The organism is Streptomyces sp. CNT360 (assembly GCF_000424785.1).
Map to the genome: position 1 here is coordinate 81,627 of NZ_AUKO01000002.1, position 13,937 is coordinate 95,563.

At 69.6% G+C, this 13,937-nt stretch carries 11 protein-coding genes; 4 read left to right on the forward strand and 7 right to left on the reverse strand.

All coding sequences use genetic code 11. From position 1 onward, the window contains the following. The first annotated feature begins 187 nt into the window (after positions 1-187). Both H297_RS0104845 and H297_RS0104850 read left to right on the forward strand, forming a co-directional pair. Positions 188-1,717, forward strand: a complete 1,530-nt coding sequence (locus tag H297_RS0104845) for an HtaA domain-containing protein (RefSeq protein WP_106959557.1) — start codon at positions 188-190, stop codon at positions 1,715-1,717. A gap of 88 nt (positions 1,718-1,805) precedes the next feature. Further along, positions 1,806-3,497 (forward strand): HtaA domain-containing protein, encoded by a 1,692-nt coding sequence (locus H297_RS0104850; RefSeq protein WP_051351535.1) that lies wholly within the window; start codon positions 1,806-1,808, stop codon positions 3,495-3,497. Between the two features lie 82 nt (positions 3,498-3,579). On the opposite strand, the gene H297_RS0104855 is transcribed toward H297_RS0104850, so the two are convergent. From H297_RS0104855 to H297_RS0104875, 5 genes are read right to left on the reverse strand one after another with little or no spacing between them, the layout of a single operon-like run. Further along, positions 3,580-4,764 (reverse strand): FAD-dependent oxidoreductase, encoded by a 1,185-nt coding sequence (locus tag H297_RS0104855; RefSeq protein WP_027736127.1) that lies wholly within the window; start codon positions 4,762-4,764, stop codon positions 3,580-3,582. Continuing rightward, a complete protein-coding gene (locus H297_RS34550) occupies positions 4,761-5,990 on the reverse strand; it encodes an aminotransferase class I/II-fold pyridoxal phosphate-dependent enzyme (protein ID WP_051351536.1) in 1,230 nt (409 codons plus the stop codon). Before H297_RS34550 ends, H297_RS0104855 begins: the two co-directional genes overlap by 4 nt. After that, positions 5,990-6,760: an amino acid ABC transporter ATP-binding protein gene (locus H297_RS0104865; protein ID WP_027736128.1), complete on the reverse strand. Its 771-nt coding sequence runs from the start codon at positions 6,758-6,760 to the stop codon at positions 5,990-5,992. The genes H297_RS34550 and H297_RS0104865 overlap by 1 nt, the downstream gene beginning before the upstream one ends. After that, entirely contained in the window at positions 6,757-7,668 is a 912-nt protein-coding gene (locus H297_RS0104870) for an amino acid ABC transporter permease (RefSeq protein WP_027736129.1), read from the reverse strand. The genes H297_RS0104865 and H297_RS0104870 overlap by 4 nt, the downstream gene beginning before the upstream one ends. Next, positions 7,655-8,590 carry an ABC transporter substrate-binding protein gene (locus tag H297_RS0104875; RefSeq protein ID WP_078513749.1) on the reverse strand — a complete coding sequence of 312 codons (936 nt, stop codon included), beginning with the start codon at positions 8,588-8,590 and terminating at the stop codon, positions 7,655-7,657. Before H297_RS0104875 ends, H297_RS0104870 begins: the two co-directional genes overlap by 14 nt. Before the next feature lie 160 nt (positions 8,591-8,750). Between H297_RS0104875 and H297_RS0104880 the strand changes: the two genes are divergently transcribed. Further along, complete coding sequence (locus H297_RS0104880; protein ID WP_027736131.1) at positions 8,751-9,671, forward strand: LysR family transcriptional regulator; 921 nt, start codon at positions 8,751-8,753, stop codon at positions 9,669-9,671. A 96-nt stretch (positions 9,672-9,767) separates the two neighbouring features. Here H297_RS0104880 and H297_RS0104885 read toward each other — a convergent pair whose 3' ends face one another. Further along, the gene (locus tag H297_RS0104885) at positions 9,768-11,366 is read right to left on the reverse strand and encodes an AMP-binding protein (protein ID WP_199787144.1); all 1,599 of its coding nucleotides are present in this window, start codon (positions 11,364-11,366) and stop codon (positions 9,768-9,770) included. A gap of 343 nt (positions 11,367-11,709) precedes the next feature. Here H297_RS0104885 and H297_RS0104895 point away from each other — a divergent pair, with 343 nt between their 5' ends. After that, positions 11,710-12,906, forward strand: coding sequence for a CobW C-terminal domain-containing protein (locus H297_RS0104895; RefSeq protein WP_051351539.1), 1,197 nt, complete (start codon positions 11,710-11,712; stop codon positions 12,904-12,906). 108 nt (positions 12,907-13,014) lie between these two features. Here the strand turns inward: H297_RS0104895 and H297_RS0104900 are convergent, their stop codons facing one another. Continuing rightward, complete coding sequence (locus H297_RS0104900; protein ID WP_027736135.1) at positions 13,015-13,842, reverse strand: class I SAM-dependent methyltransferase; 828 nt, start codon at positions 13,840-13,842, stop codon at positions 13,015-13,017. Positions 13,843-13,937: the final 95 nt, after the last annotated feature.

The window sequence follows — 13,937 nt, forward strand, 5'->3', positions numbered from 1 at the left end:
CCGGCCGGGGTCTGCGGGGTGGCGCGAGGGGCGCGCTTGCCCGTGGACGACCGTTGGGCCGGGGCTTCCGGAAGTGCCCAACGTAGCTTAGGTTAGCCTTACCTTAACCGCTAGCCCCGGGCAGTTGCCCGGGCATCGGGCGCCGCACGCTGCCCCGATTCCTCCGGCCGCCCCTGGAGTCGTACCGATGCGTTCGCGAACCCGGCACCGTCCCGGAGCGCGCCACATACCCGTCCTGCTCGCTGCCGTGCTGACCGCGACAGTCCTCACCGCTCCGGCCGTCGCCGCCGCGACCCCGGCCCTGGGCCCGGCGGCTCACGGCGCCACGTCGCGAGCGGCACCCACGGCACCGAAGGCCGGGCGGACCGTGTCGGGCGGCCGACTGGACTGGGGCATCAAGGCCTCGTTCCAGAGCTACGTCACCGGTCCCATCGCCCACGGGAGTTGGTCGCTGTCGGACGGCTCCACCACCACCGGGCAGAGCCGGTTCCGCTTCCACTCCGCACGGGGCACCTACGATCCGGCCCGCGGCACCTTCGACGCCTCCTTCTCCGGTGCGGTGCGGTTCACCGGCCACCGCAAGCCCGGCGGCGGCAACCAACTCGACCTGACCATCAGCCGACCCGCCGTCCGCGTCACCGCCGAGGGCAGGGCCACGCTGTACGCCGACATCCGCAGCAAGGCCAAGAGCACCGGCAAGGTCACCGTCTCCGACGGTGTCCCCCTGGCCTCCCTCGATCTCGGCAACGTCTCCATGCGGGGCGGCAAGAGCCCCCTCGCTCTCACCGACGTCCCGGCGAAACTGAGCGCGCAGGGCGCCAGTGCCTTCGCCGGCTACTACAAGGCGGGCACGTCCCTCGACCCCGTCACCCTCTCCACCGACCTCGTTTCAGGGGCCGCCGGGAAGAGCCGGCACGACGGGGACAGGGGCGGCGGAAAGCCGGAGCGGCACGACGACAAGGACGACAAGAAGGATCAGCCGAAGGGCAGCGTGCGGTTCTTTGACGCGGCCGTGGACTGGGGCGTGCGCCGCACCTTCCGCGAGTACGTCACCGGCTCCCTCACCAAGGGCCGCTGGAAGCTGTCCGGCGGGGCGCGGGACGGCGGCGCCGTCTTCCGCTTCCCGGCGGGCCACGGCGACTACCACCAGGAGAAGGGCTCGCTCGACGCCGCCTTCGACGGGGCCGTCCGCTTCACCGGGAAGCGCGTGGACCTCACACTCGACCACGTCCGCGTCCAGGTCGAGGACGGCAAGGGCACCCTCAGCGCCGACGTGACCCGGGGCGGGGCCGGCACGAAGAAGCGCCGGCAACTCGTCGGCTTCACCGCCCGGAAAGCCGCCTTGAAGCCGAAGGACGGGCTGGTGGAACTCACCGAGGCGCCGGCCGAGCTCACGGCTGAGGGCGCCGACGCCTTCGACGGGATGTACGCCAAGGGAACCCGCATGGACCCGGTGTCCCTCGCCGTGGCCCTCGACGAGAAGACGCGCCTCCCGTCGCTACCGGACCTGGGCACCGGCGTCGACACGGCCCACGGCAGCGCCGGCCGCGAGGGCGCGAAGGAGAGGCGGACCGCCCGGGCAGCAGACTCCTCGTCCTCCGCGCCCATCCCCCTGATCGTGGGCGGCACGTCAGCCGCGGTGCTCCTTGCAGCCGGGGCCGTGTATGTCACCGTCCGTCGGCGAAGGGCCCGCGCCCGGCCGTCCGCCGACGGCTGAGCCCTTCTGCCCAGGCTCTGTCGCCCCCGCTCCCCCACGAGATGACAGTCCCCGTCCCGCCCACCCCACCTTCGAGGAGACAGCGACCATGACCGTCAACGCCCGGACCGACACCGCCGGACGACCGCGACGACTCCGGCCTCGCGGCGGCGCCCTCGCGCTGGCCGCGGCCACGGCGACCGTCCTGGGCGTCACCGCCTCCGCGCTCCCCGCCCTCGCGGCACCGGGCCCCGCCCGCACCGGTGTGCCGGTGGCCGCCCCCGCCTCCGTTCCGCTCACGGACGGCACGCTGGACTGGGGCGTCAAGAAGTCGTTCCGCGACTACCTCACCGGCCCGATAGCCCACGGAAAGATCACCACCGCCGACGGCGCACGCACCAATGCCGACGGCACGTTCCGCTTCACCGACGGCTCCGGAAGCTACGACGCGGACTCCCACGCCGTGTCCTCCGCCTTCCACGGCAGCGTCCATCTGTACGGGCACGACGGTGCGCTGGACATCAAGCTGTCCGGGTTCTCGATGGAGACGAAGGGCAACACCGGCACGCTCACCGCCGACGTCGCCAACGGAACGGGAGAGGACGGCAGCGGGGAGCCCGAGGAGGTCCAGGAGGACGTGGCACTCGCCGACCTCGACCTGTCCGGGATCGAGCCCGGCTCGGGCCAGGACGGTGCGCTCACGTACTCCGACGTCCCCGCCACGCTCACCGAGGGCGGGTCCAAGGCCTTCGAGGGCTACTACCAGAAGGGCGAAAAGCTCGATCCGGTGTCCCTGAGCGTCACCCCCGACACCGGGAGCACCGACGGCTCCTCGGGCGGCGACGGCTCGGCCTCCGGAAGCGGCGGGAGCACGGACGGTGGTTCCCGGAGCGGCGGAGCGTCCGCCGGAGGAGCCGCGTCCACCTCGGGCGGATCCACGAGCACGGCAGGCGGCGACTCGGGCTCCGGCGGCAGCGGGTCCGCCGCCTCCGGGAGCGGCGGATCACAGCAGCCCGCCTCCGGCGCCGTCGTCGACGGCAACCTCGACTGGGGCGTGAAGGCGTCCTTCCGCTCCTATGTCACAGGTCCCATCGCCCACGGCAAGGTGGAGACCCTCGACGGCGCCGAGTCCACCAGCGGCGGCTACCGGTTCACCAAGGGCTCCGGCGACTTCGAGACGGGCAGTCTGAACGCCTCCTTCACGGGCGGGGTGCGCTTCCTCGGCCACAAGGAGGGCGGTTCGTACAGCCTCGACCTCACCTTCTCCCACCTCGGCGTCGAGGCCGAAGGCACCAAGGGCAGTCTCGTCGCCGACATCCGGGCCAAGGACCGGACGAGCGGCAAGGTCTCGACCGACAAGAACGTCACCGTCGCGACACTGAAGCTGGACAGCGGTGCGCTCACCGCGCACAAGGACGTCGTCACGGTGAAGAAGGCGCCCGCCACTCTCACCAAGACAGGCGCCAAGGCCTTCGGCGGCTTCTACCAGGCGGGCGACGCCCTCGACCCCGTCACCGCAGCCGTCTCCCTGAGCGAGAACGCCTCGCTGCCGGGGGCCGGTTCGGGCGCGGGCTCCGGCTCGGAGGGTGCCTCGGGCGGCACGGAGGCGGCCGCCACGGGAGGTGCCGAGAACGTGGGCGGCCCGGGGGATGCCGGATCCGGCTCCCTCGCCACCACGGGTACGCACCTTCCCGCCTCCGGGCTGACCGGCGCGGCCGCCGCGCTGGTCGCCCTCGGCGGCGCCGCCGCATGGGCGACGCGCCGCCGAGCGGGGACCCGGGCCATCCGGACTGAGAGCTGACCAACCGGCTCTCATCGCCGTGCCCGCCTGTTCCGACGGCCCTGCGGGCGGGCACGGCACCTTCTCGTACCGATGTCGCGAGCTACTGGGCGGCGGGAAAATGAAGAGTGGCGAACTTGGGGAAATCCGAAACGGTCTTGCCGATGAGACGGTCCGGTGAGTAGTCGGCGAGCAACGCCGAACGGTCGCCCGTGAGGATTTCGGAGCTGACGAGCCTGCCGAGCAGAGGTGCCAGAGTGATCCCGCTGTGCGTGGCCACCAGGTAGACACGTGCGGCCTCTGTCACAAAACCCACGGCCGGCAGACCGTCGGCCGGACGGGAGCGCTGACCGACTGCGAGCTTCACGATGCGTGCGTGAGAGGTGTTCTCGAACAGCCGGTTCAATCGGCGCAACATCTCCGTGCCGATGAGCGCCTGCGGGTCGGCCTGATAGGCAGGATCGGCCCGGTGATCGAGGTCAGGTGTCTGCAGCAGGAGGCGACCGCCGCCGTCAGGGCGTACGTTCATCTCCGGCGTGATGAGGTTGGAGCTGAGCTGTACGGGCTGCGGATCGGTGTACCCGAGGAATCCGCAGGCGAATTTGTTGGGCTGGTCCGCGTCGATCATGGCGAACTTCATGCCGAGCAGCGACATGATCGATGCGCTCCACCGTCCAGCCGCACTGACCACGTAGTCCCCCTGCCAGGTCTCGCCTGTGCTGAGGTGGAGCGAGACTCCACCGGGCTTCTCTGCGATGTCCACCACGTCGACCGGGGCTCGCAACCTGGCGCCGTCACCGCGGGCTTGCGACCACAGCCAGGCCATCAGAACGCCCGGCGTGACGTACCCCTCCGTCGGGAAGTGCACGATCTCCGACGCCCGAGGGGAAAGACCGAGCTCCGGGATCCTGCCCCGCAACTGGTCCGCGGTGACCTTGCGCACCGGATAGCCGAGATCCACGAGTCGCTGGACACGGGCAGTGAGACGTTCCTCGGATGCCGAGCCGGTCGTCCACTCGTACGTCCCGGTCTGCATGTACCACTGCGCTTCAGTGGTGGTGTCACGTTGCAGTTCTTCGTGCTCCCGCATTCCTGCCAGGTTCAACTCGTAGTAGGAATCAGGTGACTTACCGTTCGAGTTGATCCACGCGAAGGTCGCCGAGCTGGTGCCCGCACCGATGCGGGAGCGCTCGAAGACGGTGACGTCGGCGCCCTCCTTGGCCAGGCAACGGGCGAGGGACAGCCCGATGATTCCCGCGCCGATGACGGCGATCGACGGTCGGCTCATGGTGTGTTCTCGCTTTCTCGTTCATACGCGTCTGCGGGCGGGGTGGCGGAGGGCAGCGACCTGCCCATCGCGGTGACGATCTGTTCGAGGATGTGGGTCGGTGTGGCGAAGTTGAGTCGTATGCGGCCCTCTCCGGCGACGCCGCACATGGCTCCCTCTGTCACCGACACGGAGGCGTGGTCCAGGAAGTACGCGCCGGGGCGGGGTCCGAGGCGGAGTCCGCGGCAGTCGAGCCAGCCGAGGTAGGTGGCCTCCGGCTGGTTCAGGCGCGCACGGGGCAGGTGCCGGGCCACCAGGTCGGCCAGTACCTGCCGGTTCGTCTCCAGGTAACGGAGAACCTCAGCGAGCCACGGACCGCCTTCGTAGTAGGCGGTGATGGTTGCTTCGGCACCGGGGTTCGACGCCCCGCGTGAGGACGAGTGCCGGATCGCGTCCCACACGTGTGCGTCCTGGCTGCCCAGCACGACCTGGGCGCACTTCAGGCCGGGCATGTTCCACGCCTTCGAGGCCGACGTGGCAGTGATCGTGTGCCTGGCGGTGGCTTCGTCGAGCGAGGCATAGCACCGGTGGCGGGCGCCCGGGTGGACCAGCGGGGCATGGATCTCGTCGGCGAAGACCCGGGCACCGTGCCGCTCGACGACCTCACTCAGGGCTCGCAGTTCGGCTTCCTGGTAGACCTTGCCGATCGGGTTGTGCGGGTTGCACAGCACGACCAGGCCCGCACCGTCCCGCAGTGCGGCGTCGATCGCCGCGAGGTCCATCTCCCAGGTGTGGGTGGTCTCCCTCATGGCGACCTGGACGACCTGTCGTCCGATCCGCGCCGGGGCCGTGAGGAATGGCATGTAGGCAGGTGTCAGCACCACGATGGGCGACCCCCGGGGGGTGAACCACTCGATGGTGGTCTCCAGCGCCACCATGACATCGCCCACCGCCCGTACCCGGTGTGCGTCGACCTGCCATCCGTAGTGGGTGCGCTGGAACCAGGCACACGCCTCCGCCAGCCGGTCGGCCAGCGCGGGTGGGAAGTAGCCGAACTGTCCCCTTCTGGCCGAGGCCACCAAGGTGTCGACGATGCGCCGGTCGGGGGGAAGGTCCATCTCTGCCACGGAAGCACCGAGCGCACCTGGCACGCGGTTCCACTTCGCGCTTCCCTGGCGTGCCAGGTCCTGCGCCGTGACCGACGACAGCCGGCGGCGGTCCAGCAGATCCGTGTCGGGCGTCCCCATCAGCGGTTCACGCTCGCGAAGAACTTCCTGGCCCGCTCGGTGCGGGGGTGGTGCAGGACGCTGTCCGGCGGGCCGCTTTCGATGATCTCGCCCTGGTCCATCATGACGACGTGATCGGCGATGTCCCGGGCGAACGCCAACTCGTGGGTGACGATGAGCATGGTGAAGCCCTCCTGGGCGAGTTCCTTGATGACTTCGAGCACCTCGGCGACCAGTTCGGCGTCGAGTGCGCTGGTCGGTTCGTCGAAGAGCAGGACGCTGGGTTTCATCGCCAGCGCTCGGGCGATCGCGACGCGTTGCTGCTGTCCTCCGGACAGCTCAGCCGGGTAGTGCCCGAAGCGGCCCTCCAGCCCTACGCGCCTGAGCAGCTCGTGGGCTCGGTGCCGCGCCGTTGCCCGGTCGGTGCCGAGTACCTCGACGGGGCCGAGCATGACGTTGCCGGTGGCCGTAAGTTGGGGAATGAGGTTGAAGTTCTGGAACACCATGCCGAAATGGGCGGCCTGCCGGCGGGCCTTCTTCTTCCCTGCTGGACGCCTGTGATCACCCTTGACGGTGAAGCCCAGCATCTCCCCTCGCAGATAGATGCCACCGCGGTCGATGGTCTCCAGGAGATTCATCGTGCGCAACAGCGTGCTCTTCCCCGATCCCGAGGGGCCTACCAGACAGGTGACGGTGCCCGCCTCGATCGTCAGACTGACCGACTTGAGGGCCGCGAAGTCACCGAAGTACTTCTCCACCGCTCGTATGCGGAGCAACGGCTGTTCGCTCATGACGGCACACTCCCCGATTCCCCGGTGGTTTTGACGGTGCGGCGCGCGAACCCTCGCCCGAAGCGCTTTTCGAGCTGGGACTGCCCGAGCATCGCCAGGCTGGTCAGCGCGAGGTACCAGATGACTGCGACCGTCAGCAGCGGGACGGTCTTGAAATTCTGCGAGTACACCAACTGCACGGTGGTGAGAAGCTCCACGTACCCGATGACGGAGACCAGCGAGGTGTTCTTGAACATCGTGACGACTTCGTTCGCCAGCGGCGGGGTGATGACCCGGACGATCTGCGGCCCGATCACCTTGGTGTAGGTCTTCCACGCCGACAGTCCCAGCGAATGGCATGCTTCGAACTGTCCGGAGGGGATCGACAGAACGCCTCCCCGGAAGATTTCCGACGAGTAGGCGCCGAGGTATGCGGAGAGGCCGATGACCGCGGCGGAGAACTGCGAGACGACTTCATTGGTCGGAACCTCCACGATCGGTCCGAAGCCGGGGAGCCCCAGACCCAACGTGGGCACGAGCGCCGCGAAGAAGTAGATGAACAGGATCAGCACGAGCCCCGGTGTGGCGCGGATGACCCACACATAAGCCGCGGCCACGGTCCGCAGGACGGCGAACTCCGACAGCCGGGCCGCGGCGACGACCAGTCCGAGCAGCAGGCCCGCCACAGTCGAACACACGGTGATCAGGATGGTGTGTGCCAGGCCCGACAGAACCCGGGCGCTGAACAGCCAGGACCATATGGTCGGCCACTCCCAACGCGGGTTGAAAGCGAAGAACCGGATGGCCAGGACGAGCACAAGCACGCCGAGGGCGTAGGTCAGCCAGTGAGCCAGGCGCTTGGGGCTGCGGATCGGCTTGTCGTGGAGGTCGGTGACGCGGTCCTGGTCGAGTGTTTCATTCACTGTCATCGGAAGGCCCCGCATTGATCGGCATGTCCGGCAGTGCGTAGTCACTCAGTCCGTAGTCGGCGAGGAGCTTCTCGTACATCCCGCTCGCCACGCATGCTCGCAGTGCGGCATGCAATGCTTTGCGGAGTTCCGGCTGATGCACATTGACACCCACCCCGTAAGGGCCGGAGACCTCCCGGTACACCTCCTTGTAGAGTTCCGGGTTTCTTCTGGCGTTGTAGGAGACGGCCGGAGCATCTCCCCAGGCCACGTCCACCTGCCCGCTCTGCACCGCCAGCATCGCGGCGTTCAGGTCCTGGAATCCGGACCCGGACACCTGAGGTTTCCCGGCCTCGTGGCACCGGCGGGAGGCCTTGCCGACCAGGCTTTGCTGTACGTTGCCGCGGACATAGCCGACGGACAGTCCGCAAAGGCTGCGGGGCGTCACCCTTTCGCGTCCCAGGGTGGGCTTGGCGAGAATGGCGGTCCCCGTCTTCATGTAGTCGATGAAGTCCGTGCTGCTGCGGCGTTCCGCCAGATCGTTGATGGACAGGATCACATCGAACCGGCGGGATTCCAGCCCAGGGATCAGCGCGTCGAAAGAGGTCTGCTGCATGCGGACCTCGATCCCCATGATCTTGGCCGCGGCCGTGACCAGTTGCGGAGTCAGACCGGTGATCCGCCCGTCCGCGTCGATGAACTTGACCGGCGGAGAGGAGGGATTGACCGCGGCGGTCAGATACCCTCGCCGCGCGATGTCGGAGGGCACCATGGCGGCAACGGCAGGCTTGCGCGTCACGTCGTTCACGGCGTTCCGGGAGCGTTCACCCAGCCTGCCCTCGGAGCCGTCATCGGGATTGGCGCAAGCTGCCAGGAGAGCGAGACTGACGGCGCCGGGCAGCAACGCCTTACGGATGAGTTTTCCTCGAAGTGAAGTCCGCATCGATCCACGACACCTCTCACTCGGGACGTGTGAGTTCGACCGGCGTTGTCCTTTCCGAATGGCTGCACGGCCGAAGGCCGTTCGTCACCACTTCAGGTTCGGCCCCTGCGGAGAGTTCCGGTAGGCCGAATCGTGCTATGCCTGGCGTTAGGCTCTCCCTATGTCCGGGGCGAAGCTGGAGACGATGGACCTCGTGGTGCTGGCAGCCATCGCGCGGCTCGGCAGCTTCAGCGCCGCCGCCACCGAACTGCGCCTCGCTGCTCCGTCGGTGAGCGCGCGGGTCTCCGGCTTGGAACGCAGGCTGGGCGAGACGCTGTTCGTGCGTGGCGCGCGCGGCAGCACCCTCACTCCCGCCGGGCAGCGGCTTGCGGGATACGCACGCAGATGCCTCGATCTGCTGGACGAAGCCGTGCACGGGCTGGACACCGGCACACCCGAACGGCTCGTCCTCGCCGCGCCGAACAGCTTCGCCTCGACCGTCTTCCCGCTGGCATTCCGCGCACTGGACGGCTTGCCGGTCGCGGTGCACGGCCGCGTAGCGCACGGCCGTGAGGTCGTGGAGCAGGTACGGGACGGCAGCGCGCACGGAGGCTTCCTGCTGACCCAGGTCGCGACCGGAGTGCTGCGCTCGGAACGGCTGACGGCCTCGCCGATGATCGCCGTGTGCCGGCCCGGCCACCCCCTGTGCGGGCGCGGCCCGTTGCAGCCGGACGATCTGGTCGACCATGCGCTCGTCGTCTACCAGTGGGACGCGGAGGGCGGGCCTCTCGCGCAGGTCTTCGACCATCCGGGTCGACGACGCGACCGGCCGGTGCACACCACGGGGTCACCGGAGACGGCGATCAGACTGGCCTGCGACACCGACCGCCTCGCTGTGGTACCGCAGTTCGCGGCGCACGGATCCCTGCACGACGGCGCCGTACGCCTGCTCCCCGTGCACCTCCCCCACTGGAGTGTGGAGCTGCGCTTCGTGTACCTGGCGGCCAACGCGACGCGCCCCGCGATCGCCGCTCTCCTGGACGCCCTCCCCCGCCTCCGCCGCGCCCTCGACAAGGGGCGATGGTGCCCGGAAGGGTCTTGAGCCCTTGCTTCCGCCGCAGCGGCGCAGGTGCGCCACCCTTCACGGCCGTGACCGTGATGCCGGGGCGGGGTCACCCCGGCCGGGCGACCCCGCCTTTCAGCCGCCGCCCCTGAGCTGTCGCAGCACCGCGTTCTTGTCGATCTTGCCGAGCGGGGTGCGCGGCAGTGACCGCAGCACCCGCACCTCGTCCGGGATCTTGAACTGTGCCACGCCCCTCTCCCGGAGATGCGCCGACACCTGTGCGTACGTGGGGGCTTCTCCCCGCGCGACGAGGCAGGCACAGCTACGCTCGCCCAGCGAGGGGTCGGGCAGTGGCAGGAGAGCCACATCATGGACGCCCGGGTGGCTCAGCAGGTGGTTCTCGACCTCTTCGACCGGAATCTTCTCCCCGCCCCGGTTGATGACTTCCTTGACTCTCCCCTCCACGACCAGGTGGCCGCTCGGAAGTCTGCGCACGAGGTCTCCACTGCGGAAGAAGCCGTCCTCGGTGAAGGCCGTCGCGTTGTGCTCAGCGGCGCGGTAGTAGCCGCACAGCGTGTAGGGGCCGCGCACCTGGAGCTCACCGACCTCGCCGGCCGCCACCTCGGCACCGTCCGGTCCCACGATCCGCACCTCGTCGTGGGGCGACAGCGGGCGGCCCTGCGTATGGAGGACGAGTTCCTCGGGGTCGTCGAGACGGGTGTAGTTCAGCAGCCCCTCCGCCATGCCGAAGACCTGCTGGAGGCGGCAGCCCAGGCCGGCGCCGACACGGGCGGCCACCTCCGGCTTGAGCTTGGACCCGCCGACCTGGAGCAGCTGGAGGGAGTCGAGGTCGTCGTCGCTCCACTGCGCGGCCTCCAGCCAGAGCAGCACGAGCGAGGGGACGAGGGCCGTCACCGTCACCCCTTCCCGTGCGATGAGCGGAAACGCCGCGTCGGGGCTCGGGTTGGGGCACAGCACGACGGTGCCGCCGCGAAAGAGCGTTCCCAGGATGCCGGGGCAGGCGAGGGGGAAGTTGTGCGCGGCGGGCAGCGCCGCGAGGTACCGGGTGTGGGCGCCGATTCCAGCGACGCGGGCGCTGGCGGTCGCGTTGTACAGGTAGTCGTCGTGCGTGCGCGGGATCAGTTTGGGGGCGCCCGTGGTGCCTCCGGACAGCAGAAGGAGTGCCACGTCACTCGCCTCGGGCCCCGCCAGGGGCTCGGGATCGGTGTAGACGCCGGCCAAGTTCGTGAACTCCGCCGCGTCGCCGTGCACGAGGACGTGCCGGAGGCCGGGCGCGCGGTCGAGCAGTGTGCGGGCCAGGGGGCGGTAGTCGTAACCGGCATGGGTGTCGGCGATGACGTAGGCGACGGCCTGCGAGAGGTCGGCCAGGTGCAGCAGGTCCGCCTCCCGGTGGGCGGGCAGCGCCATCACGGGGACGGCGCCGAGCCGGAAGAGCGCGAAGGACAGGACGACGAACTCCGCCGAGTTGGGCAGCTGCACCAGCACCCGGTCCCCGGCGCTCAGGCCCAGGCGGCGCAGGCCGGTGGCCAGGTGGTCGGCGGCCAGGTCCAGCTCCCCGTACGACCACCGGCGGGCGCCGTCCACCAGAGCGACGGAGTCCGGCGTGGTGCGTGCCGCTTCGCGCAGCACGCTGCCCAGGGTGCGGCCCTCCCAGTAGCCGCGTTCGCGGTAGGTCCTGGCCCGCGACTCGGGCCATCCGGTGCATCCATGCATCAGGGAGCATCCGACCGCACAAGCTGGACGGGCCTCTCGAACGCCTGCGTGTGGCCGTACGTGGCTGTCCGCACGGGGTCATGGTCACCAGCGGGTGTCTGGCACCTCTCGTGAGGTGTCCTCGCCGGGCAGCGGGACTCGTCACCGTCGTCCAGCCCTGCACGAGGGACCGCGAGCCCAGTGGCCCGCCCGTCCGGCTCGGGCCGATCCTGGCCATGGAGGACGTCGAGGCGGTGTCCGTCTGGCTCCTCGCCGGCATGCCGAACGACGGAACACTCCCGGCGCGTCTGCTGGCGCGGCGCTCGCCTCTGCGAACGGCCCATCCGAACTGAGCGGAGAGCGCGTGTCCAAGACCCTGTTGAGCGTGGTGACAGGCAACACGCCGCAGTCACGAGGCGAGTTGGTCGACCACGTACTGCGTACCCTGCCCGACTCCGTCGTGCTGTCCGTCTCACTTCACGGCGAAGAGGAGGGCTATCCCGTTGTCCAGCGCTTCCTGACGGGAACCGGGCACCACCTCTCGGAGACGACCGTCCGTGGTGCGACAGGCGCACCCGCCGTGATCGTCCGGCAGGACCTGCTGTCCCTCGCGCGCGCCTCCCGGCACCCGCACCTCGTCCTGACCCTGTCGGACGAGGTGGACACACTGCCCTTCCTCGCCGAGCTGTGGCGTAAGAGCCTGAGCGACAGCGCCTTGGACGACCACTACACACCGGGACCTGTACTGACCGGAATCGAACCGACCGTGCTCCTGGCGGACGTCGGGTGTGTCCACAGCGCCGTGCGGAAGTGGTCCGGCTGGGATCGCGGGCGGCCCATCACTCGCGCGGAAGCTGCCGCCCGCCAGGTGGAGACGGCGAACGCACTCGTGGTGACTGCGCCACACGACACCCGCGGCGCACTCACGGACGGGGTCGCTGCTCTGCTGGGTCACCTCAACCGAACGGCGGCATGCCTGGTTCTCCCCTCCGCCCCTGCGGCAGAGGCCGTCTCGGGGCTGCCTTCCGCCCTCTTCGAGCCTGGTGTCCGGTGCGGGCCGGACGACTGGCTCACCCGGCTGGATGCCGTGGGCGTGCCACACACGCCCTCCGGAACCGGCGGAGGGGTCACATCGGTACTGTGGCGTGCTCGGCGTCCCGTGCATCCCGAACGGTTGGCCGACACGCTCGGGGCCGTTTTGCCCGGCGTCGTGCGAGGGCACGGGCATCTATGGCTGTCGAGCCGGCCCGCCTCCGTCATCACGTGGCGGTCGGCCGGGGCCCATCTGGAACTGCGGGAGGCCGGGCACTGGCTGGAGGACACCACAGCCCACGCCGCCTGGCGGGCGGTCTCCCCGCAGCGGCGCACGCTCGCCTCCTGGTACTGGGACCCCTATTACGGCGAGCGCCGCAACGAGATCACCTTCACCGGCATCGATCTCGACACCTCGCACCTGAACGAGACTCTCGACGCGACGCTGCTCAGCGACGAGGAGCTGTCGTGGGGTCCGGAGGGCTGGGGCGCGGTTCACGACCCGCTCTTCAGCGCTGATCCGCAGTGACCGCGGAGCCCGGCCTGGCCGCCGTCGAGACGGCGGCCAGGCACTACGGGCCCTTCATCACAACCGTCAACAGAGCCTTCAGCAGAGCTCGTTGTGCAGCGGCTCCGGTCAGGGCAGCTGCACCAGATTCAACGTGTACTCCTCCACTCCGGGCAGGCGTTGCTGAGCGAGTTCACGCATCATCTCTTGGTACGGTGCCGGCAGCGCGTCGTGTACAGGGGCGGGCAGCGTCGTCAGCGTGTGTGAGGCCGACAGTTCGGACCCGGGGGCCCAGTCCGCGAGCCGGCGAGGGTCAGTGCAGCCCCACCGCATCCGGGCAGCGACCTTGCTCAACGCGTCATGCGTGTCCTGGGCGGCGACGACGCGGGGGCTCGCGGTGTCCAGGGCGAGGCGTGAGCCGGGGAACCTCTCGACGATCAGGTCGTGCACCGCACGCACCTCCTTCTCGTCCAGATACGGCAGGACGGCCTCGGCGCAGAACAGGTAGGGCGCTTGGCCGAATTCCGCGATCTCGTCGGCCCAGGTGTGGTCGGTGACCGAGGCGGCCACCAGACGCCGCCGGTCGGTCTCGGAGAAGAACTCGCGCCGCAGCGCGGCGACATCGGGGAGGTCCAGATCCACCCACCGGACCCGCCCGTTGTCCACGCGCTCGAAGCGGGTGTTGAGGCCCGCACCCAGCTCCACCACCGTGCCGTCAGGGTGCTGGTCGAGGAACGTACGGGTCCAGTGGTCGAACAGGCAGGTCCGCAGTGTGGAGCCGAGCAGGCTCGGCAGAGCGTCGAAGCGGGCGAAGTCGTAGTCGATCGCGGCGACGATCTCCTCAGCGCGGGGGTCACGGAGCGCGGGTTCGTCCTTGCGTGTCTCCACCGCCCGCCCGTACAGGGGAATGAGCAGGGTCTCCTGGACCGTTCCGGTGCGCACCGTATGCATGGTCATGGCCGTCTCCGATTCCGGGGCCGGAGGAAAGGGGGCCTCCGGTGACGGCGGGAGGCGTACCGGTCCGGGCGACTCCTGGCCCCATTCGTCGCCCG

Coding starts and splice junctions, on each gene's coding strand:
- H297_RS0104880 (WP_027736131.1), top strand. CDS start 8,751: ATGTCCGGGGCGAAGCTGGAGACGATGGACCTCGTGGTGCTGGCAGCC.
- H297_RS0104885 (WP_199787144.1), bottom strand. CDS start 11,366: ATGCATGGATGCACCGGATGGCCCGAGTCGCGGGCCAGGACCTACCGC.
- H297_RS34550 (WP_051351536.1), bottom strand. CDS start 5,990: ATGGGGACGCCCGACACGGATCTGCTGGACCGCCGCCGGCTGTCGTCG.
- H297_RS0104850 (WP_051351535.1), top strand. CDS start 1,806: ATGACCGTCAACGCCCGGACCGACACCGCCGGACGACCGCGACGACTC.
- H297_RS0104900 (WP_027736135.1), bottom strand. CDS start 13,842: ATGACCATGCATACGGTGCGCACCGGAACGGTCCAGGAGACCCTGCTC.
- H297_RS0104875 (WP_078513749.1), bottom strand. CDS start 8,590: ATGCGGACTTCACTTCGAGGAAAACTCATCCGTAAGGCGTTGCTGCCC.
- H297_RS0104865 (WP_027736128.1), bottom strand. CDS start 6,760: ATGAGCGAACAGCCGTTGCTCCGCATACGAGCGGTGGAGAAGTACTTC.
- H297_RS0104855 (WP_027736127.1), bottom strand. CDS start 4,764: ATGAGCCGACCGTCGATCGCCGTCATCGGCGCGGGAATCATCGGGCTG.
- H297_RS0104870 (WP_027736129.1), bottom strand. CDS start 7,668: ATGACAGTGAATGAAACACTCGACCAGGACCGCGTCACCGACCTCCAC.
- H297_RS0104845 (WP_106959557.1), top strand. CDS start 188: ATGCGTTCGCGAACCCGGCACCGTCCCGGAGCGCGCCACATACCCGTC.